The sequence below is a fragment of the Fulvimarina manganoxydans genome, from assembly GCF_900176465.1.
Classification (GTDB): domain Bacteria; phylum Pseudomonadota; class Alphaproteobacteria; order Rhizobiales; family Rhizobiaceae; genus Fulvimarina; species Fulvimarina manganoxydans.
Genome location: NZ_FWXR01000009.1, coordinates 129465 through 152022, shown reverse-complemented (window position 1 = coordinate 152022; position 22558 = coordinate 129465). Strand labels below are relative to the sequence as shown.

Annotated in this window: 18 protein-coding genes and 1 other RNA gene; 12 read left to right on the top strand and 7 right to left on the bottom strand. The window is 63.6% G+C overall.

What is annotated here, in order from left to right:
• Window positions 1-192: 192 nt before the first annotated feature.
• A complete protein-coding gene (locus B9A15_RS11830) occupies window positions 193-591 on the bottom strand; it encodes a (R)-mandelonitrile lyase (RefSeq protein WP_084410284.1) in 399 nt (132 codons plus the stop codon).
• A 307-nt stretch (window positions 592-898) separates the two neighbouring features.
• Here B9A15_RS11830 and dnaK point away from each other — a divergent pair, with 307 nt between their 5' ends.
• The gene (gene dnaK, locus B9A15_RS11825; protein WP_084410283.1) at window positions 899-2836 is read left to right on the top strand and encodes a molecular chaperone DnaK; all 1938 of its coding nucleotides are present in this window, start codon (window positions 899-901) and stop codon (window positions 2834-2836) included.
• A 274-nt stretch (window positions 2837-3110) separates the two neighbouring features.
• Here dnaK and hslV read toward each other — a convergent pair whose 3' ends face one another.
• A complete protein-coding gene (hslV, locus tag B9A15_RS11820) occupies window positions 3111-3668 on the bottom strand; it encodes an ATP-dependent protease subunit HslV (RefSeq protein ID WP_084410300.1) in 558 nt (185 codons plus the stop codon).
• 136 nt (window positions 3669-3804) lie between these two features.
• Between hslV and ssrS the strand changes: the two genes are divergently transcribed.
• Together ssrS and B9A15_RS11810 are read left to right on the top strand one after the other, a co-directional pair.
• Window positions 3805-3961, top strand: a non-coding RNA gene (ssrS, locus tag B9A15_RS11815) — 6S RNA.
• A 127-nt stretch (window positions 3962-4088) separates the two neighbouring features.
• Window positions 4089-4688 carry a 5-formyltetrahydrofolate cyclo-ligase gene (locus B9A15_RS11810; RefSeq protein ID WP_084410282.1) on the top strand — a complete coding sequence of 200 codons (600 nt, stop codon included), beginning with the start codon at window positions 4089-4091 and terminating at the stop codon, window positions 4686-4688.
• A 27-nt stretch (window positions 4689-4715) separates the two neighbouring features.
• Here the strand turns inward: B9A15_RS11810 and B9A15_RS11805 are convergent, their stop codons facing one another.
• The 3 genes from B9A15_RS11805 to B9A15_RS11795 form a co-directional block, all read right to left on the bottom strand.
• Window positions 4716-5012, bottom strand: a complete 297-nt coding sequence (locus B9A15_RS11805; protein ID WP_084410299.1) for a hypothetical protein — start codon at window positions 5010-5012, stop codon at window positions 4716-4718.
• A gap of 239 nt (window positions 5013-5251) precedes the next feature.
• The gene (locus B9A15_RS11800; protein ID WP_084410281.1) at window positions 5252-6229 is read right to left on the bottom strand and encodes a beta-propeller fold lactonase family protein; all 978 of its coding nucleotides are present in this window, start codon (window positions 6227-6229) and stop codon (window positions 5252-5254) included.
• Window positions 6229-6774 carry an SRPBCC family protein gene (locus tag B9A15_RS11795; protein WP_084410280.1) on the bottom strand — a complete coding sequence of 182 codons (546 nt, stop codon included), beginning with the start codon at window positions 6772-6774 and terminating at the stop codon, window positions 6229-6231. Before B9A15_RS11795 ends, B9A15_RS11800 begins: the two co-directional genes overlap by 1 nt.
• 231 nt (window positions 6775-7005) lie before the next feature.
• Between B9A15_RS11795 and ggt the strand changes: the two genes are divergently transcribed.
• The 9 genes from ggt (at window position 7006) to B9A15_RS11745 (ending at window position 19018) form a co-directional block, all read left to right on the top strand.
• Entirely contained in the window at window positions 7006-8817 is a 1812-nt protein-coding gene (ggt, locus tag B9A15_RS11790) for a gamma-glutamyltransferase (protein WP_084410279.1), read from the top strand.
• Between the two features lie 288 nt (window positions 8818-9105).
• Window positions 9106-10542, top strand: a complete 1437-nt coding sequence (locus tag B9A15_RS11780) for a UbiA family prenyltransferase (protein WP_084410277.1) — start codon at window positions 9106-9108, stop codon at window positions 10540-10542.
• Entirely contained in the window at window positions 10535-11950 is a 1416-nt protein-coding gene (locus tag B9A15_RS11775) for an FAD-binding oxidoreductase (protein ID WP_084410276.1), read from the top strand. Before B9A15_RS11780 ends, B9A15_RS11775 begins: the two co-directional genes overlap by 8 nt.
• Window positions 11951-12153: 203 nt before the next feature.
• On the top strand, window positions 12154-12600 hold the full coding sequence (locus B9A15_RS11770; RefSeq protein ID WP_084410275.1) for a DMT family transporter: 447 nt from the start codon (window positions 12154-12156) through the stop codon (window positions 12598-12600).
• Entirely contained in the window at window positions 12597-13613 is a 1017-nt protein-coding gene (locus tag B9A15_RS11765) for an NAD-dependent epimerase/dehydratase family protein (RefSeq protein WP_084410274.1), read from the top strand. Before B9A15_RS11770 ends, B9A15_RS11765 begins: the two co-directional genes overlap by 4 nt.
• Window positions 13614-13627: 14 nt before the next feature.
• Window positions 13628-15079 (top strand): aspartate aminotransferase family protein, encoded by a 1452-nt coding sequence (locus tag B9A15_RS11760; protein WP_084410273.1) that lies wholly within the window; start codon window positions 13628-13630, stop codon window positions 15077-15079.
• A 110-nt stretch (window positions 15080-15189) separates the two neighbouring features.
• On the top strand, window positions 15190-16419 hold the full coding sequence (locus B9A15_RS11755) for a hypothetical protein (RefSeq protein WP_084410272.1): 1230 nt from the start codon (window positions 15190-15192) through the stop codon (window positions 16417-16419).
• 311 nt (window positions 16420-16730) lie between these two features.
• Window positions 16731-18002 carry an NAD(P)/FAD-dependent oxidoreductase gene (locus B9A15_RS11750; protein WP_084410271.1) on the top strand — a complete coding sequence of 424 codons (1272 nt, stop codon included), beginning with the start codon at window positions 16731-16733 and terminating at the stop codon, window positions 18000-18002.
• A gap of 14 nt (window positions 18003-18016) precedes the next feature.
• Window positions 18017-19018: a 4-hydroxyproline epimerase gene (locus B9A15_RS11745; RefSeq protein ID WP_084410270.1), complete on the top strand. Its 1002-nt coding sequence runs from the start codon at window positions 18017-18019 to the stop codon at window positions 19016-19018.
• Between the two features lie 104 nt (window positions 19019-19122).
• Here B9A15_RS11745 and B9A15_RS11740 read toward each other — a convergent pair whose 3' ends face one another.
• Together B9A15_RS11740 and B9A15_RS11730 are read right to left on the bottom strand one after the other, a co-directional pair.
• Window positions 19123-20562, bottom strand: a complete 1440-nt coding sequence (locus tag B9A15_RS11740) for an alanine/glycine:cation symporter family protein (RefSeq protein ID WP_084410269.1) — start codon at window positions 20560-20562, stop codon at window positions 19123-19125.
• 382 nt (window positions 20563-20944) lie between these two features.
• Window positions 20945-22336: a M20/M25/M40 family metallo-hydrolase gene (locus tag B9A15_RS11730; RefSeq protein ID WP_084410267.1), complete on the bottom strand. Its 1392-nt coding sequence runs from the start codon at window positions 22334-22336 to the stop codon at window positions 20945-20947.
• Window positions 22337-22558 lie beyond the last annotated feature (222 nt).

Here is a 22558-nt window from a genome sequence, read left to right as displayed (position 1 = left end):
GAAGGGATCGAGCCATGCCACGATCTACCCGTGGGCGATCAGGGTCCCGTCGGTCTCCTTCCCGCACTCACTCTACACTATCCCAAACACACAGGGTCCCCGGCCCTGACGGGCCGAGGATGACGACCGGTGTGGTCTTTGCGGAATGACGTCCGATCGTCTGGGGCACGCCTGATCGCTTCCCGGCCGGTATCACCCCTTGCGATACTGCTCGTCCGTCACCGGCTCCATCCAGGTGACGTGCCCGGTCTCGTCGCGCTCGTGGATCGCGATATGGGTGAGGGCGGTGGTGGCTGTCGCGCCATGCCAATGACGCTCGTTCGGCGCGAAGGCGACGACGTCGCCGGGCCGCACCTCCTCGATCGGCCCGCCCTCGCGCTGGACCCAGCCGAGGCCCGACGTGATGAGAAGGGTCTGGCCCAAAGGGTGGGTGTGCCAGTTCGTTCGAGCACCGGGCTCGAAGGTGACCGAGACCGCGCTCGCCCGCGCCGGAGCCTCGCCGGTAAAGAGCGGATCCTGGCGCACGGCGCCGGTGAAATAATCGGCCGGCGCCTTGACCGAGGGGCGCGAGCCGTTTCGCATGATGTCCATGGAAAGTCTCCTCATCGGAAGATGCGGCGGGACGCCGTCGATCCCTGAAGTGGAGCAAGTGCCGGGCCTGTCGATGGCCGCCCCACCAGAAGCTTGAGCCAAGCCTGTCGCACTAATCACCAAAGCGCGAGGATCGCGCCTTGCACGCCTTCGGACCCGTTCATATATAGCCGCCAGCGCCACGGGCCGGGCAGCAATGCTCCGCCCGGCCAAGCGAACAGATTCCAGAGAGTAGTTTAGGGGCCGTCCACCGGAACGCCTCCACGAGGGTCACCGGACGGCTCGCTTGAAAAGGAGAGTGACGACTATGGCGAAGGTAATCGGTATCGACCTCGGAACGACCAATTCCTGCGTCGCCGTCATGGACGGCAAGAATTCCAAGGTGATCGAGAACGCCGAGGGCGCGCGCACGACGCCGTCCATGGTGGCCTTCACCGACGATGGCGAGCGCCTCGTCGGCCAGCCGGCCAAGCGCCAGGCAGTGACCAATCCGACCGACACGATGTTTGCCGTCAAGCGCCTGATCGGTCGGCGCTATGAGGATCCGACCGTCGCCAAGGACAAGGATCTCGTTCCCTATAAGATCGTCAAGGCCGACAATGGCGATGCCTGGGTCGAGGCCGATGGCGAAAAATATTCGCCCTCGCAGATCTCGGCGATGATCCTTCAGAAGATGAAGGAAACCGCCGAATCCTATCTCGGCGAGAAGGTCGAGAAGGCCGTCATCACCGTTCCGGCCTACTTCAACGACGCCCAGCGTCAGGCGACCAAGGATGCCGGCAAGATCGCCGGTCTCGAAGTCCTGCGCATCATCAACGAGCCGACCGCGGCCGCGCTCGCCTATGGTCTCGACAAGACCGAGGGCAAGACGATCGCCGTCTACGATCTTGGCGGCGGCACCTTCGACGTCTCGATCCTGGAGATCGGCGATGGCGTCTTCGAGGTGAAGTCGACCAATGGCGACACCTTCCTCGGCGGCGAAGACTTCGACATGCGGCTCGTCGACTATCTGGCGAACGAGTTCAAGAAGGATCAGGGCATCGATCTGAAGAACGATAAGCTCGCCCTTCAGCGCCTCAAGGAGGCGGCTGAAAAGGCCAAGATCGAGCTGTCCTCCGCTTCGCAGACCGAGATCAACCTGCCCTTCATCACCGCCGATCAGTCCGGCCCCAAGCACCTGACCATGAAGCTGACGCGCTCCAAGTTCGAGAGCCTCGTCGACGATCTCGTTCAGCGCACGGTCGGCCCGATGAAGGCGGCCTTGAAGGATGCCGGCATGTCGGCGAGCGAGGTCGACGAGGTCGTGCTCGTCGGCGGCATGACGCGCATGCCCAAGGTCCAGGAGACGGTGAAGACCTTCTTCGGCAAGGAGCCCCATAAGGGCGTGAACCCGGACGAGGTGGTCGCCATGGGCGCGGCGATCCAGGCCGGCGTTCTGCAGGGCGACGTGAAGGACGTCCTCCTTCTCGACGTGACCCCGCTTTCGCTCGGCATCGAGACGCTGGGCGGCGTTTTCACCCGTCTCATCGACCGCAACACGACGATCCCGACCAAGAAGTCCCAGGTCTTCTCGACCGCCGAGGACAATCAGAACGCCGTGACGATCCAGGTCTATCAGGGCGAGCGCGAGATGGCGGCCGACAACAAGTCGCTCGGCCGGTTCAACCTCGAGGGCATCCCGCCAGCACCGCGCGGCGTGCCGCAGATCGAAGTGACCTTCGACATCGACGCCAATGGCATCGTCAACGTCTCGGCCAAGGACAAGGGCACCAACAAGGAGCAGCGGATCACGATCCAGGCTTCTGGTGGTCTGTCGGATGCCGATATCGAGCAGATGGTCAAGGACGCCGAGGCCAATGCGGATGCCGACAAGAAGCGTCGCGCGGCTGTCGAAGCCAAGAACCAGGCCGAGAGCCTCGTCCATTCGGCCGAAAAGAGCCTCGAAGACTATGGCGACAAGGTCACCGAGGACGACCGCAACGCGATCCGCACGGCGATCGACGATCTGAAGGCTGAGCTTGCCAAGGAAGATGCCGACGCCGAGACGATCAAGGCCAAGAGCGACACGCTCGCCCAGGCCTCGATGAAGCTCGGCCAGGCCATGTATGAGGCGGCTCAGAACGAGCAGGCCGAGACGGACGCCGCGGCCGATGCCGCCAAGTCCTCCTCTTCGGCCAATGACGACGTCGTCGATGCCGACTATGAAGAGGTCGACGACGACGAGCAGCGCAAGAAGAGCGCCTGATCGATTATCCGACAGTCTTAGACGATGAAAAGCCCGGGAGGTTCGCCTCCCGGGCTTTTTCGTGCGAGCTGGCAGGGTGTTTGAAGCAGGCTGCTGGCTCCATGCTCCTCCTTTCCGCCTGCCCTTGGGTTGGCTTCAAGGCGCAGAGACGTCCTGAAACCTTCGCAAGGGCTGGAGACGGGCGAATTGGGCGGAGACGGGGTTCGCGCGCGGCTCAAGCGCCACGCGCGCTGATCCTCACCTTCCGCCGGCCAAGACCCACAGCGTGTTGATCTTACTCGTCGATCGCTTCGAGGATGACGTTGTCATTGGTGTAGATGCAGATGTCGGCGGCGATCTTCATGGCCTTGCGCGCCACGTCCTCGGCTGAAAGGTCGGTGTCGGCGAGGGCTCTTGCGGCAGCCAGAGCGTAGTTGCCGCCCGAGCCAATGGCGATGACGCCGTCCTCGGGCTCCAGGACGTCGCCATTGCCCGTCAGCGTCAGGGTGATCTGCTTGTCGGCGACGATCATCATCGCCTCCAGCCGGCGCAGATAGCGGTCGGTGCGCCAATCCTTGGCAAGTTCGACGGCCGCCCGCATCAACTGGTCGGGATATTGTTCGAGCTTGGCCTCCAGCCGCTCCAGAAGCGTGAAGGCATCGGCTGTCGCCCCGGCAAAGCCGGCGATCACTTGGCCGTTCTTGCCGATCCGGCGGACCTTGCGGGCATTGCCCTTCATCACCGTATTGCCGAGGGAGACCTGCCCATCGCCGGCAACCACCACCTTGCCGCCCTTGCGGACCGTTACAATGGTCGTGCCATACATCTGGTCGGGCTTGTGCGTCTCGTTCATGAAATAAGTCCTTATGCTTCGACCGGCCGGCGTGAAACCGCCGATCTCTCGCGCCGGATGTGGGGTGTTTGCCATGCAAAGAAAAGCGACCGTCAAGCCCTTTCGCCGCCAAGCCCTCTCGCCTATATCTGCCTCAGGCGGGCTGCGCGGTGCGACAGGCGTAACATTTCCTCGGGGCCTTAGTCATTCCTAGGGAGCTGTCCCTGTCCGGGCTCGTGGGCCTGGATACACGGCGCCCACCTACTTTGTAGGTTCCCGGGATCGACTTCGACCATCGGCCGGGTGGCTCGCCGTTTTCCCCGATCATGAATCCTATGACCACAAGGCGATGCGGATGCGCGGTCGCCCTCCTTCATGTCTGTTTTCTTATCAACATTTCAGCGATAGACCCGGCTTCGTCATAGGGATGGAGAGGTCGGCATGGGTGACGGTACGGGGAAGGACGATATCGCATCGGCCAAGCAGCAGTTGCGCCGACAGGTGCTTGCGCGGCGGGACGGGCTGGACGAGGCGTGGCGCATCGAGGCTTCGCTCATGCTAGGTGATCGGGCGCAGGCGTTTCTTGGGTCCGTCGATCCCGGCACCGTCGTCTCCGGCTTCCTGCCCATCCGCTCCGAGGTCGACATCCGCCCGCTGATGGCGGCGCTCGGCCAGAAGGGCGCGCGGCTCTGCGTGCCGGCGATCGTTGAAGGCGAGCTTCAATTCCGCGAACTGCGCCCTGATGCGCCGCTCGAGCCCCAGGGCTTCGGCACCTATGCGCCCGGATCGGAAGCGGCGGTTCTCGACCCTCGGCTGATGCTGGTTCCGCTCGCCGCTTTCGACACGGCAGGTCGCCGGCTCGGCTATGGGCGCGGCTATTACGACCGGGCCATTGAGCGGCTTGAAGAGAAGGGCATATCCCCGCGCCTGATCGGCATTGCCTTCGATGCCCAGGAGGCTGATTGCGTGCCGACCGAGCTCCATGACCGGAGGCTTGCAGCGATCGTCACCGAAAGCCGGGTCATCGACTGCGGCCTCTGATCCGAGGCTCCCCCGCCGACAGGACCCCTATTCAAAACAGCGAATCTCGGCCTCGGCCTGAGCTCTGCGCAGGTCGCCGATGGCCGCCTTCGATTCGGCGCTCGTCTTGAACAACACGCCTTTTTCGCCCGTCACCTGGCCCATGGAGAGGAAGGTCGAGGCCTCCACATAGCGGTCATAGGAGATCAGCGAGGCGACGACGTCGAAGGAGCAGGAGCAGCGCTCCAGGGCGACGCGCGTCTGCCCGTTGGACGCCATGCAGCCGAAGACGTAATCGGCCGCCGTCACGGTCGGATAGTCGGCGGTCGCCGCTGTCGCCGTCATGCCCGGCAGAACGGGGCTCGCCCCCGCACCCCCGACAAGCGTCGAGCCTGGTTGGGCGGTGGCCGCCGCGCTCGGCTCCGTCGACGGGGCCGCTTGTTGCGCGAGGGCCGGCGAAGCGAAAGCGAGCGCTGCCAGGACGGCGAGAGCCTTCGATGCGATGATCCTGTGCATATCCTATCTTCCTCCAAAGGGCCCATGGGCGGATGCGGCCGTCCGTGCCGGTCGGCGCCGCCGTGGGCTCACTGCGGCCGGTCGACGATGAACTGGCCGAAGGCGCGAGGGCCGTTGCCCACATCGAGTGTCTGAACGATTTCAAGACTGTCCGTGTCCACCTTGGCAAGGGTGTTGTCGAACCAGTTCGCCACATAGACGAAACGGCCATCGCCGCTCGCCTCGATGCCCTCGGGATATTCGCCGATGTCGATCGTCTCGATGGGCTCGAAGCTCGCGGCGTCGAAGACCGACAGGGTGGCGGCATACTGATCGGTGACGAAGACCCGGCCATTGGCCTCTGCCGCCGCATAAGGATGCGAGCCGACGGGAACGCTGGCGATCGTCTCATAGGTCTTGGCATCGACGACGGTCACGTCGTCGCTTCCCACATTGACCGCGTAGATGCGCCTCTGATCGGGCGAGATCGTGACGCCGAAAGGCCTCTCGCCGACCTTCACCCGGGCCAACACCTTGCCGGTACCAGCCTCGAAAATGGAGATCTGGTTGGAGTCCCGGTCGGCGGTTACCAGCCGGTCGCCATCGTCGAAGACCGCGACGCCGGAGGGCGACTCGCCCGTTTCGAACCGGCCGGTGACCGTTCCGGCTTGCGGATCGACGATCAGAAGCGAATGGGAATACCAATCCGCCACATAGACGGGGGAGCCGGAAGGGTGGACCGCGATACCGAGCGGACCGCCGCCGACCTCGATCTCGCCAATCATCGTCTCGGTCTTCGTGTCCAGAATGCCGATCGATTTGGCCTCGGGGCGCGAAACGAAGGCGCGCGAACCCTGTCGCAGTGCCGCGATGCCGGCGGGCTTGCCGGGCATGTCGATCGTCTTGGTCACCGTCATGGTGTCAAGATCGACGATCGAAACGGTCTCGTCCTCCTGATTGGTGACGAAAGCCGTTTCACCGGCCGAGGCGAGGCTCGGCCCCGCCATGGCGGGGCCCGCCAAGGCGAATGCGAAGACGAGCCGGCGCGCCGTCTTCCTCGGGGACATCACGATCCTGCTTCGACAGCCTGTTTCAGGCCCTCGAGACCTTCCATGATATAAGCGTTGACGCCCTTCACGGCGGCCTCGTCGTTGAGTTCGGCCGGCGGATCGTTGTTCGGATAGCCCCGATAGAAGGCGGCGCTCCAGGACACTTCCGACTTGGCGCCGCCATCGACGGGCTTCACGGCAATATTGGACGAATAGTTCGTCGCCGGGATCACATCGATATTGGTATGGCCGATAAAGGTCGACAGACGCATCTTGTCGGGATCGATCCGCGACAATTCCTCTTCCATCAATCCGCCGGTCTTGTAACCGAGCGTGCGCACGGACCCCTTTTCGTTGCCCTTCGGGGCGTCGGTCATGGCGACGCGCGGATGCCAGGACATGTCGGCGAAATTGCCGAGGACCGCCCAGACCTTGGCGGGCGGGGCGTCGATGACGATGCTTTCGGCGGTCTTCTGGCGCGTGGGGCCATGGGCGAGCGCCACGGCAGGTAGGATGAGAAGCGCGACGGCAAAGCTCAACAGACGTCGATACACGATTGAAATCCTCCACTTGTCGATCGTCTCGCAGATGGGCGCGAGGATCGCGGGCCGGACCCTATTCGAGATTTGCGGAAAAAGGGAAGAGTGGACTTCGCCCTTTCACGTCAACGCGAAGCCTGATCGGCCCTCTCGGTTTTGGCCTTTGGTCCTATATCGCCGGTGATCGGCGCTTGACGGCTTTGGAGCGAGAGCCGACTGTCGCGATCGTTTCTGCCATTCAAGAAGGATGATCCGATGTCCCGTCGCTTGTGCCTCGTCACGGGGCTTTGGGCCGCCACCCTTCTCGCTTTCGGGGACGCGGCGCCGATCGGGCCCTCGCTGGCTTTCGCGCAGGAAGCCCGCAGCGACGCTGTTCAGCCGGAGACCGGCGTCTCGATGCCCGAAGACAGCGCATCGGTGCCTCGCGCGGCGACCAAGGCGGACAACTTCATGGTCGCCGCGGCCCATCCGCTGGCCGTCGAAGCCGGCCTTTCCATGCTGCGCGAGGGCGGCAACGCCATCGATGCGATGGTCGCCGTGCAATTCGTGCTTGGCCTCGTCGAGCCGCAATCCTCGGGGGTCGGGGGCGGCGCCTTCCTGGTCTATTTCGATGCCGAGGCCGGCGAACTCACCACATTCGACGGGCGGGAGACGGCGCCGGCCGAAGCGACTCCGACGCTGTTCCTCGATGAGGCCGGCGATCCGCTCGCCTTCTATGATGCCGTGGTCGGCGGGCGGTCTGTGGGTACGCCCGGCACGGTCAAGCTGATGGCCGAAACCCATGCCCGCTATGGCGCGCTCGATTGGAAAAGGGTGCTGCAGCCCGCGATCGATCTCGCAAGAAACGGCTTCGAAGTCACGCCGCGCCTTGCCGGCCTCATTGCCGAGGATCAGGAGCGGCTGTCGCGCTTCGATGCGACGAGGGCCTATTTCTTTCATGAGGACGGCTCGCCGCTTCAGCTGGGAGAACGGCTGAAAAATCCGGCCTATGCAAAGACGCTGGAAGCGATCGCGGCCGACGGCGCGGACGCCTTCTATGAGGGCGAGATCGCTCAAGCGATTGTCGACACCGTGCGCAAGGCGCCGGGCAATCCTGGCCTTTTGTCGGCGAGCGACCTTGCCAATTATCGCATCGTCGAGCGCGAGCCGGTCTGCGTGACCTATCGCGCCCATGAGGTCTGCGGCATGGGGCCGCCATCCTCCGGCGCGCTGACCGTCGGCCAGATCCTCGGCATGCTCGCGCCCTACGATCTTGCCGGTCTCGGGCCCATGAGCCCTGAGAGCTGGCGGCTCATCGGCGATGCCTCGCGCCTCGCCTTTGCCGATCGCGGCCGCTACATGGCCGATTCGGACTTCGTCGCCATGCCGACGCGTGGTCTCGTCGACGAGAACTATCTACGCGATCGCGCAACGCTTCTCGACGGCGAGGGCAAGCTCGCCGATGAGAAGGTCGCCCCGGGATCGCCGCCCTGGGATCATGCGGAATTGAGGGGCGACGATACCGCGATCGAATTCCCTTCGACGAGCCATGTCTCGATCCTCGACGAAGCCGGCAATGCGGTGTCCTTGACGACGACGATCGAAAACGGCTTCGGCTCGCGCCTGATGGTCGGCGGTTTTCTTCTCAACAACGAGCTGACCGATTTTTCCTTCGAGACCCATGACGAGAAGGGCTATCCGATCGCCAATGCGGTCGCGCCGGGAAAGCGGCCGCGCTCCTCCATGGCGCCGACCATCGTCATGCGCGAGGGACGGCCGGACATCGTCGTCGGCTCGCCGGGCGGAAGCCGGATCATCGGCTATGTGGCGCAAGCGCTGATCGCCATGCTCGACTGGGACATGGACCCGCAACAAGCCGTCGCGATGCCCCATCTCGTCAACCGCTTCGGGACCTTCGATGTGGAGGCCGGAACGGCGGCGACCGATCTTGCCGCACCGCTGACGGCGCTCGGCTACGAGGTCAGTGAGACCGATCTGAATTCCGGGCTGCATGTGATCCGCCGAACCGACGAGGGACTTCTCGGCGGAGCCGATCCTCGCCGGGAGGGTGTCGCCCTCGGCGATTGACGTCAGGCGTTCACCGTCTCTCGATGGTTTGCCTTCGCTTCCCGAAAAAGCTTGGCCGGGCCACCTTGGCCGGTTGGATTCACGCCGCATGGAAGCCGCAAAGCGGGCGCGAAGGTCTGAAAGGTTTCGCCTACCAAGGCGAAGAAGTGTTGATTAACCGAACCAAAGGGAAATCGACGGGAATCGTCAGGTGGTCCGTGCGTCTTCACCGTCGAGAAATGCCTCTGGCGCATCTCTAACGGGTAGCCCGAAATCGGGTGCTCAAGGGACGCACAGGAGGCCAGGACGATGGATGCGAGGGTTCCGCAAACCGAGCGGACGGTCTTTGTCGATCTCGACGGGACGCTGATCCATACCGACCTTCTTTGGGAATCGCTTTTCCTGACCGCACGCGGCGACCCAGCCCTTCTGCGAAAGGTGCCGGGCTGGATTCTGGCAGGCAAGGCCAGGCTGAAGGCCGAACTTGCCGAGGCCATCGATTTCGATCCCGCGCTTCTGCCTTATCGCGAAAGCGTCTTGAACGAATTGCGCGCCCTGAAGGCGGCCGGCCGTCGCATCGTTCTGGCGACCGGGGCGAATGAAAGGCTCGCGCATGCAGTCGCCGATCATCTGGGCCTCTTCGACGAGGTCATGGCCTCCGACGACACGGTCAATCTGACCGCCGAACGCAAGCTGGAGCGGATCCGCGCCGCTTGCGGCGACGAGGGCTATGACTATTACGGCAATTCCCATGAGGACATCTGTCTTCTGGAACATGCGGCGGAGGCGACGGTCGTCGCCCCGGACAGGGCGGCCCATCGCTGGCACGGCCGCACCGGCTCCAACCGGATCGACCATGAGCCCGGCCGTCTGAAGGCCGCGATCAAGGCGATGCGCCCGCATCAATGGATGAAGAACGTCCTGGTCTTCGTGCCGGTCGTCCTCGCCCACGACTTCCTGCATTTCGGCATTCTCTTCGCGGCGATCCTGGCTTTCATCAGCTTCTCGGCGGCGGCTTCTGCAGTCTATATCTTCAACGATCTTCTCGATCTCGCCGCCGACCGTCGCCATCGCACCAAGCGCAACCGGCCCTTCGCTTCCGGGCGCCTGGCCATTCCGACGGGTCTCAAGATGGCGATAGGGCTTCTGGCGATCTCCTGGGGCATCGCATTCGTCCTGCCCTTCCAATATGCCGCGATCCTCGGCATCTACATGATCGCGACGACAGCCTATTCCTTCTTCCTCAAACGCATGCTCCTGATCGACGTCCTGACGCTGGCGGGGCTCTATACGACGCGGATCCTTGCCGGCGCGGAGGCGACGGGCATCGGCTCGTCCTTCTGGCTGCTCGCCTTCTCGGTCTTCTTCTTCCTGTCGCTCGCCCTCGTGAAGCGTTTCACCGAGCTCCAGGATTTCGGCGGCGGCGCGGGCCGGGAAAAGACGGGGCGCGGCTATGTGGACGCCGATTTGGAGACCATCGGCCAGGCCGGCATGGCCTCAGGCTTTGCCGCCGTGCTCGTCCTTGCGCTCTATATCAACAGCCCGGAGGTCGCGGCCCAATATCAGGTGCCCTATCTCGTCTGGCCGCTCTGCCCGCTGATCCTCTACATCATCGTGCGAATCTGGATCCTCGCCCGCCGCAACGAGATGCATGAGGACCCGGTGGTATTCATCCTCCAGGACTGGCGCAGCCAGATGATGATCGCGCTCGGCGGTCTGATGTTCCTGACGGCCGCCTATGTCTGAGACCTTCACCGCCTGGGGCGGCGAAGCGGCGAAGAACGCCGTCGCCGTCCCCCTCGAGACCCTCGATTTCTCGCGCCTGACGACACCTGCGCTCCCCTATGGCGATGGCCGCAGCTATGGCGACTCCTGCCTTCTGTCGGGCGGCGCCATGATCGACGGACGCCATCGCAACCGCATCCTCGCCTTCGATGGCGAAACCGGGCTTTTGACGGCCGAGGCCGGTATCCGCCTCTCTGACATCATCGCTTTTGCCGCACCCCTCGGCTGGTTTCCCGCGGTTTTGCCCGGCACGCGCTTCGTCACGCTGGGCGGGGCGATCGCCAACGATATTCACGGCAAGAACCATCACCGGCGGGGCAGTTTCGGCTGTCATGTGGAGCGGCTGGTTCTGGAGCGCTCCGATCGGGGGCGTCTGGTCTGCTCTCCGCGCGGGAACGCCGATCTCTTCGCCGCGACGATCTCCGGCTTCGGGCTCACCGGCGTCATCCGCGAGGCGACCATCCGCTTGATGCGCGTGCCGAGCACCCAGATCAGGGAGGTGACGACCCGCTTCGACCGTCTGGAGGACTATTTCGAGCTCGCAGCAGAGACCGACAAGCGGCACGAATATGCCGTCGCCTGGATCGATTCCCTCGCAACCGGCAAGAGCTTCGGGCGCGGCCATCTCATTGCGGGCGATCACGAGAAAAGCGGGGAGCGAGCGGGTTCGGCACGGCCGGCTCTAGCTACGGTTCCCCTGACGCCGCCGGTCAGCCCCCTGATCGGACCGGGTCTGAAGGCCTTCAACGAGCTCTATTATCGCAAGGCGAGGCCCGGCACGAGCGAGCGGACCGTTCCCTTCGACGGCTTCTTCTTCCCGCTCGACCGGATCGGGCGCTGGAACCGGCTCTATGGTCCGCGCGGTCTCTGCCAGCACCAATGCGTGTTGCCGGAAGAAGCGGGCGCCGACGGCGTGCGGGCGCTTCTGGATGCCGCCCGGACCTATAAGCAGGGCTCGTTCCTGACCGTCCTGAAACGCTTCGGCGCTTTGGCGAGCCCTGGCCTCACCAGCTTTCCGAGACCCGGCTACACGCTGACACTCGATTTTCCTCATCGCGGGGAGAAGACCTTGAAGCTCCTCGCCGAACTCGATCGCATCACGATCGAGGCGGGCGGGGCGATCAATCCTTACAAACATGCCCGCGCCGCCCCGCAGACCTTCGCGATGAGTTTTCCGCGCTGGCGCGAGCTCGAAGCGTTTCGCGATCCGGCGCTTCTATCGAACTTCTGGCGTCGCACGGTCGTGATGGCTCTCGCCGAGGACCCGGCGATGGTTTCGAAAGCAAAAAAGTACAATTCAAGTCAAAACCCGGCATTTACCCTCAAGGCAGATGCCACGCTCGTGAACAGCGAAATACCCGCTCTTTAACGCCTTTAGAGAGTTGGTTTGGTAGACAGACTTATCAGAAAATCCTGCCCTTCGGACATCAAGCCCGACAACCGGTGTTCCAAGAGGAAAGCAGGATCAACGAGGTAAAGAGCAACTCTCCGACTTTCCGGTCTGCGTTCCTCGGGACGCCGGCCCTTCGAAAGATGAGAAGAGTTGCCGTCGACAGGCGAGAGCGGAGCGCGATGGCAAAGTACATACCCTTCATATTGTTCACGGTGTTCACCAACGCCGCAGCACAGGTCATGCTGAAATATGGCATGATGCAATTGGGTCCCTTGACCTTTGCGGGCGTCAATCCGCTCATCAAGATCCTGCAGATCGTCTTCAGCCCTTTCGTGTTTCTGGGGCTCTGCACCTTCGTGATCTCGATGGCCTCGCATCTCTTCGTCCTGTCCAAGGTCGAATTGTCCTTCGCCTATCCCTTCCTGTCGCTTGCTTATGTGGCGGTCGCGGTCTTCGCCTTCTTCATCTTCCACGAAGACCTCAACGCCTATCGCATCGGCGGCATCGCGCTGATCTGCGTCGGCACCTTCTTCATCGCACAGGGTGGCTCGTCCATCGCCGGTGAGGAGAAGCTCGCCGACGCGCTCCCGGTATCCGCATCTTCCGCTCACGAGGTTTCCCGATGAAACACATCCTGTTCGGCGGCGACGGCTTCGTCGGCCGTCATCTCGCCAAGAAACTTCTCGCCGACGGCGAAACGGTGATCGTCGCCGATATCGCCAAGGACAATCAGAAAGCCTTCTATCCCGGCGCGACGCATTGTCATTGCGATGTCACCGATCCAGCCAGCGTTCGGGCCGTGCCGATCGCGGCAGACGACATGGTCTACAATCTGTCGGCCAAGATGCTCTCGCCGATCCAGGTCAAGGCCAAGCGCCACGACTTCTTCTATCCGGTGAACTATCACGGCACGGTCAATATCATCGAGGCGATGGACAAGGCCGGGGCGAAGAACCTCGTCCACTTCACCACCGACATGATCTACGGCCACACGGTCACCTATCCGATGACCGAGGAGCATCCGGTCGCCCCGCTCGGCGAATACGGCCAGTCCAAGCTCGACACCGAGGTTCTGGCGACCGAATGGCGCAAGAAGGGCATGAACATCTCGCTGTTCCGGCCGCGCCTCATCATCGGCCCGGGCCGTCTCGGCATCCTGGAAAAGCTGTTCAAGCTCGTCGACCGCAATCTTCCCGTTCCGATGATCGGCTCAGGCAAGAACCCCTATCAGTTCATCTCGGTCTTCGACAGCGCAGAGGCCGCCTATCTCGCCTGGAAGGCGGGCGTGCCGAACGAAGCTTACAATCTCGGCTCGCTCAACCCGCCGCCGGTCAGAAAGCTTCTCGGCGACCTCATCCGTCACGCCGATTCAAAGTCGATCCTCGTTCCGACGCCGGGCTGGGCAGTCAAGCGCACGCTGGACTTCCTCGATCTTCTGAACATGCCCCTGATGGATCCGGAACAGTATCTCATCGCCGACGAGGAGTGCGTCCTCGACGTCACCAAGGGCCGGGAACAGCTCGGCTGGGTGCCCCAATACAATGACGGCGACATGCTGATCGCTGCCTATAGCGAATATCGCGCCAAGCTCACCGGCAAGCCGGCGCCGAGCGCTGCCTCGATCCAGCCGGCCGAATAAGGAGCCTTCAACCCATGCTCGACAGACCCACGATCGAAGCGCCGGCTCTGGATGCGACGCGTCGCGGCCCGGTGAAACCCGACCTCTTGAGCGTCGAGGAGGCCAAAGCCCTCGACGTCAAGACGATGGCGGACCTCTTCAAGGACCACATCAATCCCGGCCAGTTTCATTTCATGAAACTGCTCGGCTTTCACAAGGTGAAGGTCGAACGCGCCGAGGGCATGTATTACATCGACCAGAACGGCCGGAAGATCCTCGATTTCTTCGGCGGTTTCGGCTCGCTCGCCCATGGCCACAACCATCCGCGCGTCATCGCCGCCCGTCAGCGTTTCGCCGACGAGAACCGGCATGAGATCGCCATCGCCTTCCTGTCGCAATATGCCTCGGCGCTCGCCAGGAACATCGCCGCCTGCTCACCCGGCGAACTCGACATGGTGTTTTTGGGCTCGACCGGCTCGGAAGCCATGGAAGCGGCGATCAAGGTGGCCGAGCGGGCTTCGGGCCGCAAGAACTGCAAGATCGTCCATGCCGAAAACTCCTTCCACGGCAAGTCCAAGGGCGTCCTTTCGATCACCGATTCGCCTCTCTATCAGGGCGAATTCAAGCTCGTCGGCAACACCTACAAGGTGCCCCATGGCGATCTGGAAGCCCTGAAGCGCGTCATCGAGAACGATAGCGACATCGGGGTCGTGGTTCTCGAAACGGTGCAGGGCGGCGGCGGCATCATCACCGCGCCGACCGAATATTGGCAGGGCGTGCGCGCGCTCTGCGACAAGCACAATGTGCTCTGGGTCGCCGACGAGGTGCAGTGCGGCTATGGCCGGACCGGCAAGTTCTACGCCTTCGAGCATCACGGCGTCGTCCCCGACGTGACCGCGCTCGCCAAGTCTCTCGGCGCCGGCAAGGCGGCCGTGGGCGCGATGATCGCCAAGCGCGACGTCTATATGAAGGCCTATGGCAACCCGAAGACGGCCATGATCCACGCCCAGGCGACCTTCGGCGGTATCGGCGAAGCCTGCGTCACCGCGATCGAGGGGCTGAACGTCCTTTACGACGAAGACCTGATCGGTAACTCGGCCGAGACCGGCGCCTATCTTCTCGAGCGGCTGAAGGCGATCCAGGCGAAATATCCGCAGATCATCAAGGATGTGCGCGGGCAAGGCCTGATGATCGGCCTGGAGTTCCAGGACTTCTCCAAGACCCTGCCTTTCGCCCTTCGCCCGATGGTGGCGATGCTCGACGACAAGCTGAAGGGCTCGCTCTCGGGCTTCATCGGCGCGGCGCTCCTGCGCGACTACGACGTCCTCGTCGCCTTCACCGAGTACAACCGCAACGTCATCCGCCTGGAGCCGCCGCTGATCTGCGACGAGACCCATGTGGACACGTTCTGCGACGCGCTCGACGACCTTCTCTCCAGGGGCATCGTCTCGATCGTGAAGGGCTTCGTTCAGTCCCAGATGGGCTGAGCAAGGCTTATGATACCTGCTTCCGCCGGCCGAAAGCCGTTCGGCGGGAGCACCACCTGAGAGAAACGGGCGGCAAGCCGCCGAGCCATGTTCGAAGCCGAGGACACGCGATGAGTCTGGTTTATCAGAGCCCGGTGGACGCCCTGCCGCTGCGCCGACTGGTCGAAGAGGGCCGCCGTCTCCTCACGCGCCGTGTCCTGACCGGGGTCTCCGTCGCCGCCTTCGCGCTGGTCGTGCTGGCCTCCGTCGTCACGGGTCTCATCCGCCCCGAACACAATTGGGACATGGCGCCCTATATCGCGGTGTCCTTCGAAGACCGGATTTCGGACCCAGAGGCCCTTCACAAGGCGGCATGGGACGCGACGCTCGAAGGTGTCGGCGATGGCCAGCGCTACGAGCTGACCCGTGGCAATCCCTACAATATCGATCAATTCGCCAATCCCGACCACTTCTTCTCCCAGCTGACCATGTACCGGGTGAAGGTGGCCTATACCGAGACGATCCGGCTCCTCGATCACTGGGTATCGCCGGTGATGGCGACCGCGATCATAGCCTCGGTCTCCACGCTCTTCGTCGGCCTTGCGCTCTTCTACTGGGCTGTTCGGCGCGACTTCGCGCAAGGGCTGCTCTTTGCGACACCGACCATCGTGCTCGCCGGCTATTTCGACATGGCGCTGCTTGCGACGCCCGACATGATGATGGCCGCTTTTGCCATTCCGGGCATGTATCTCGCCTCGCGTGGCAAGGCCTGGAGCGCAGTTCCGTTCCTTCTCGCCATGTATCTGGTGCGCCCGGACGGCATCATCTTTCTTTTCGCCCTGCTGCTTGCCGCGCTCGCCTTTGGCCGCGACCGGTTGCCCTATTTCCTGACCTTTGTCGCCGCGATCCTGCTCTACAGCCCGATCACGGCGGCCGCGAACCATCCCGGCTGGTGGCCGCATTTCTACTTCTCGATCATCGAATTGCAGAACGACATGCGCGGCTTCTCGCCGCCCTTCGATCCGCTCATCTATCTGAAGGGCATCATTCGGGGCATCTCGGTCGCCCTGCGCTACAACAACTGGCCGATGATCATGGGCGTTCTCCTTCTCGCTTGGGCCTATCTGGCCGTGAAGGGGCGGGTCGGCACGCGGCCCCAGGTGATGGTTTTGACGGCGCTCATCCTGAATTTCATGGGCAAGTTCGTGACCTTCCCGCTGCCCGATGACCGCGTCTATTTCATCTTCGTCGTCCCCTTCTTGATGCTCGTCCTGGAAATCTGGAAGCCGGATTTCTCGCTTCCCACACGCCGAGGGTCCGATGACCGTCACCTGGCGAAGACGGAGCCCCGGCCCGCCTGATCCGATTCGCCGCCGGTTTTGACCGGCAGCCGTTCAAGTCAGCCCGCGTGGCGATTGAACCTTTCGGCGGCTCGCTGCGTCAGCATCTTGGGCTGCTGATATGACTGGTTCCGCGAAGCGACAGGCGACAGAGCGCGATTGAACGAGGGACGGGGCGGCCGGGAGGTTGTCCCGTCTCTTTCCGTTCGAACATCGATAGCCGGCCCTTGCCCCCGTCTCGACTTCGCCAAGACGCTCGTCCAAAAGAAGTGTTGAGACGCCGATGCTTGACGCATCGGCGGCAACGGATCGAACAGGGACGGGATCTGGACATGGCGGCAGGAGAGGGCGCCGAGACGATCGTGATCGGCGCAGGGATCGTCGGTCTGATGGTGGCGCGGGCGCTTCTCAAGGACGGTCGCAACGTGACGGTTCTCGAACGCGGCGAGCCCGGACATGGGGCGAGCTTCGGCAATGCCGGGGTCCTCGCCTTTCCCGAAGTCCTCCCTCTCGCGTCGATGGACAGTCTGAAACAGGCACCGAAATGGCTCTTCGATCCGCTCGGGCCCCTTTCGGTGCGCCCGGCCTATGCCTTGAAGATCGCGCCCTGGCTCTTCCGTTTCTTCCGCTCCGCCGGGAAGACCTCCTATGACGCGGCGCTGGCAGCGCAGAGCCACTTGATGCGCCTCGCCGAAATGGAGATGGATGCGGCCTTGGCCGAAACGGGCCTGTCGGTTTTCGTCAAACGCGTCGGGGCGCTCGATCTCTTCGAAAGCGAGGCGGCTTTCCGCGCCGCCCAGCACGAATGGACCTTGCGCGGCCAGGCCGGCTTCGAGGGGCGACCTTTGACGGGTGCCGAACTCGCCGAGGCGCAGCCGGGTCTCAACCCCCGCTTCACCCATGGCATGCTTTTCGAAAAGGGCCGGCAGGTCCAGAACCCTTACGAATTGACCGCAGCCCTGGCCCAATGGCTGGCGGGCGAGGGCGTATCGGTCCGCAAAGGTGAGGTCGCCCGGATCGAGGCGCGGCAAGGCGAGGGCGGCGCCACCGTCATTCTCGCCGGCGGCGAGAGGCTCGCTGCATCCGCGCTCGTCATCGCGGGGGGCGCATGGTCGAAGCCGCTTGCCGCCAGTCTCGGCGATTCGCTGCCGCTCGACACCGAGCGCGGCTACAACACGACGCTGCCCAGGCCGAATGTCGACCTGAAGCGCCAGCTCTATTTCGGCGGCCATGGCTTCGTCGCCTCGCCCCTTGCGGATGGAGCTGTGCGGATCGGCGGGGCGGTGGAATTTGCCGGGCTTGATCTCGCGCCCAATTTCGCGCGCTCCAAGGCCATGCTGAAAAAAGCCAAGGCCTTCCTGCCCGGCCTGTCGGACGAGGGCGGCACGGAATGGATGGGGTTTCGCCCCTCTATGCCCGACTCGCTGCCCGTCATCGGCCGCTCGCGGGCCTCGCGTGACATCGTCTATGCCTTCGGCCACGGGCATTTGGGGCTGACCCAATCGGCCGGCACCGGACGCCTCGTCGCCGATCTCCTGACGGGCCGCGAGCCGGCCATCGACGTTTCGCCCTTTCGGCCGGGGCGCTTTTCTAAGTCTTCCTGAGAGGGACTGTTCCCATGGCGCGCCACGCCTTTTTCTGTCTCGATGGGCACACATGCGGCAATCCGGTGCGGCTTGTCGCCGGCGGCGGCCCGCTCTTGAACGGTGCCACCATGCTGGAGCGCCGGGCCCATTTCCTCGCCGAATTCGACTGGATTCGCACCGGCTTGATGTTCGAGCCGCGCGGTCACGACATGATGTCCGGCTCGATCCTCTATCCGCCGACGCGGGACGATTGCGACATCGCCGTCCTCTATATCGAGACGTCCGGCTGCCTGCCCATGTGCGGCCACGGGACGATCGGCACAGTGACCATGGCGCTGGAACATGGATTGGTGCGGCCGAAGACGCCGGGCCGGCTGATGCTCGATACGCCCGCCGGACCGGTCGCGATCGAATATCGCGAGGAGGGGGGCTTCATCGAGGAAGTGCGCCTCACCAATGTGCCGGCCTATCTCCATGCCGAGGCGATTGAGGTCGATCATCCGACACTGGGGCGCCTCACCGTCGACGTCGCCTATGGCGGCAATTTCTATGCGATCGTGGATCCCCAGGAGAATTTCCGCGACATCGCCGATTACAGCGCCTCACAGCTTGTCGAAATGTCCGCCTCTCTGCGCACCGCGCTGAATGCGCAAAGCGAATTCGTTCATCCCCTCCATCCTGAGATCAAGGGGCTCAGCCATATCCTGTGGACCGGCGAGCCGCGCGCGGAGGGCGCCCATGCCCGCAACGCCGTCTTCTATGGCGACAAAGCGATCGATCGCTCGCCTTGCGGCACCGGCACCTCGGCCCGCATGGCGCAGTGGGCGGCCAAGGGCAGATTGAAGCCCGGCGACAACTTCGTCCATGAGAGCATCATCGGCTCCTTGTTCAAGGGCCGGGTCGAGAAGGCGGTCGAGATCGCCGGCCGGCCCGCCATCGTGCCCTCGGTCGCCGGCTGGGCGCGGCTCACCGGCCTGAACACCATCTTCATCGACGATCGCGATCCGTTTGCCCATGGCTTTCAGGTGGTTTGAGGCCAGCCGCACTTCGATATCGCCGCACGACTTTCGAAAACAAAAAGGCCCCGGGCAGCTTTCGGCCGCCCGGGGCTTTTGATTGGAAAACGGAACCTTGGAGCCTATCGGCGCGGGCCCACATCCCCATGCATGGTCCAGATCGTGCCGTCGATCTTGCCTTTGAGCTCGGGATAGAGATCGTTGTCGAAGGTCGGCTCGAGACCGGTCCGCTTTTGGGCGAAATAGTCCTTGGTGAGCTTCACGACGGTTCCTGAGAGAGCCAGGATCGCGATCAAATTGATCGTCGCCATCAGGCCCATGGAGGCGTCGGCCGTGTTGAAGACGGTGGCGACGGACTGGAGCGAGCCCCACAGAACCATGGCGAGCGCGAAGAGGCGGATGAAGGTCATGCCGACCTTCCCGCCCGCGCCGAGGAAGGTCATGGCGTTTTCGGCATAAGAGAGATTGCCGATGATCGAGGTGAAGGCGAAGAAGAAGATCGCAATCGCGACGAAGGTGCCGCCGAAGCTGCCGATATGGGCCGTCAACGCCGATTGGGTCAGCGTGATGCCGTCCACCTCTTGGCCCGGCGTATAAACACCCGACAGAAGGATCATCAGCGCGGTCGCCGTACAGATGAGCAGCGTGTCGATGAAGACGCCGAGACCCTGGACGAGACCCTGGCTGGAGGGGTGATGCGGGTCCGGTGTCGCGACCGCCGCGATGTTCGGCGCCGAACCCATGCCGGCCTCGTTGGAGAAGAGGCCGCGCTTGACGCCGTTCAGCATGGCCGCCAGCAGGCCGGCCGCCACGCCCCCGGTCACCTCTTCGAAGCCGAAGGCGCTTCGCACGATCAGCGCCAGCATGGCCGGAACTTCCGTGATGTGGACGACGAGGACATAGAGGGCGACGATGAGATAGGCGACGGCCATGAAGGGCACGACGACTTCCGCCACCCGCGCGATGGACCGGATGCCACCAAAGACGATGATGCCGGCGAGAACCGCCACCGCGATCCCGACCCAGAGCCGGTCGAAGCCGAAGGCCTGTTCGACGGCGCCGGCAATGGAATTGGCCTGGACCGCGTTGAAGATGAGGCCGAAGGAGAGGATCAGGGCGAGCGAGAAGAGCGCGCCGGCCCAAGGCGCGCCGAGACCACGGGCGATATAGAAGGCCGGGCCGCCGCGATAGTCCCCGTCTTCGTTGCGGATCTTGTAGAGCTGGGCGAGGGTCGATTCGGCATAGGCCGTCGCCATGCCGACGAGCGCGACCATCCACATCCAGAAGATCGCGCCGGGGCCGCCCAGCGAGAGCGCCACCGCGACGCCGGCGAGATTGCCGGTGCCGACGCGGCTCGCGAGCGAGACGGTGAGGGCCTGGAGCGGGGAGATGCCAGCCTTGTCGGACGAGCGGCTGCCCTTCACCACCCGGAAGAACTCGAAGAAATGGCGGAACTGGATGAAGCCGAGGCGGACGGTGAAATAGATGCCGACCCCGAGCAGGCCGTAGATCAGGACATAGCCCCAGAAAATGGTGTTCAGGAAATCGATCACTGCGTCCAAGGGCTCGTCTCCACGCCGGCTGGAGTCGCATCTGCGACCCGTAGTTCAGCAAGTTGATCAGGCTCCATCCCGCCTGTCCACACCGGCGTGCCGGTTTTCCCCCGCGCCTTGTCGATGAAACCGGCCGATTTGCGAAAGATTTCGGCCCGGATGATGGCGGCATGACGGGCGAAAGAGCCGTGGTGCGGACAGCGGCGGCTGCCGAAAAAGCGAAAGACGGGCGCAGCGCCCCTCGCGCCGCACCCGTCTCGCATGTCCCCCTCGGATGTCGCCTTGAAGGCCGGTCAACCCCTCGATCTCGGCCTGAAGGCTCCAAGGTCCCTCGATCGCGACAATCGCATCGAACTCCTTAAGAAGCCGTTAACGACATCCCGCTCCTTCTTCACACACCGCGACCCAATCGGTCGAGAACCCGGGCCCAGGATTTTTGGCCTTTGTGGAAAGACGAGAGCTCATATTTCTCGTTGGGCGAATGAATGGCGTCGTCGCCGAGGCCGAAGCCGATGAGAAGCGTTTCCATGCCGAGCCGGCCCTTGAACTCGCCGACGATCGGGATCGAACCGCCCATTCCGATGGTGACCGCCGGGTTCGGCCATTCGTCGGTGAGCGCCTCGCGGGCAGCCCCCACCCACGGGCTGTCGAAGGGCAGCTGGATCGCCGGCGAGCCGCCATGCTCGTGAAATTCCACCGAGCAATCGCCGGGAATGCGGTCGCGGACGAATTTGCGGAAATTCTCCTGGATCGCCTTTGGATCCTGGGAGAAGACGAGGCGGAAGGAGATCTTGGCCTTGGCTTCGGCCGCGATCACGGTCTTGAAGCCCGGGCCGGTATAGCCGCCCGTCATGCCATTGACCTCGGCGGTCGGGCGCGACCAGGTTTGTTCGAGGACCGAATAGCCCTTTTCGCCGGCCGGGATCGACAGACCGACCGCGCCGAGAAAGGCCTCGTCGGAAAAGCCGAGCCCGTCCCACATCGCCTTGATCTGCAGAGGCACCTCGTCGACGCCGTTATAAAAGCCGGGGATCGTCACCCGCCCCGTCTCGTCATGCATCGCCGCGACGATCTCTGAGAGGACATGGAGCGGGTTGCGGGCTGCGCCGCCGTAATAGCCCGAATGGAGGTCGCGATTGGCCGCCTTGACGACGACCTCCTCGCCGACAAGCCCGCGCAGACCCATGGAAATCGCCGGCGTCTCGCGGTCCCACATATTGGTGTCGCAGACGAGGGCGATATCGGCCTTGAGCGCGTCCTTATTGGCTTCGAGAAAGGGCAGAAGCGAGGGCGAGCCCGATTCCTCTTCGCCTTCGAGCAGGATGGTCACGCCGCAGGGCAGTTCGCCGGTCTCCGCCTTATAGGCGCGGCAGGCCTCGATGAAGGTCATCAGCTGGCCCTTGTCGTCCGCTGTGCCGCGACCGACAATGCGCTTCTCGCCCGCCTCGTTCTCGACGATCATCGCCTCGAAGGGATCGCTCGTCCACAATTCGATCGGGTCGACAGGCTGAACGTCGTAATGGCCATAGAAGAGGACATGGGGCGCGCCGGCCGGGCCCTCGTGACGGGCGAGCACCATGGGGTGGCCGCTCGTGTCGGCGACCTTGGCGTCGAAACCGATGGCGGCGAGGTCGCCGGCCAGGAATTCGGCCGCCTTGCGGCAATCGCCCTTATGGGCCGGATCGGTCGAGATGGAGGGAATGCGGACGAGTTCGGTCAGGCGGCCGAGCGAGCGCTCTAGATTGAGATCGATGCAGGCGAGCACGCTGTCGAGCGAAGCCATGGGAAAGCCTTTCGAAGGATGATCATGGTCTTTCGCGCCGGACTCTTGCCTTTCAATCTGAGGTCGAAAGCGAGACTGCGGCGCGACGTGTCGACTGACCTAGACCATCGGCCGGCAAGTTGCAGCCCCCGGCGGAGATGGTATCGCGATCATCAAAGGGATGGAAAGAAAAGCAGACCCAAAATGCGAAGAGAGCCGCCGCGGCCTGGAGGGGGATACACC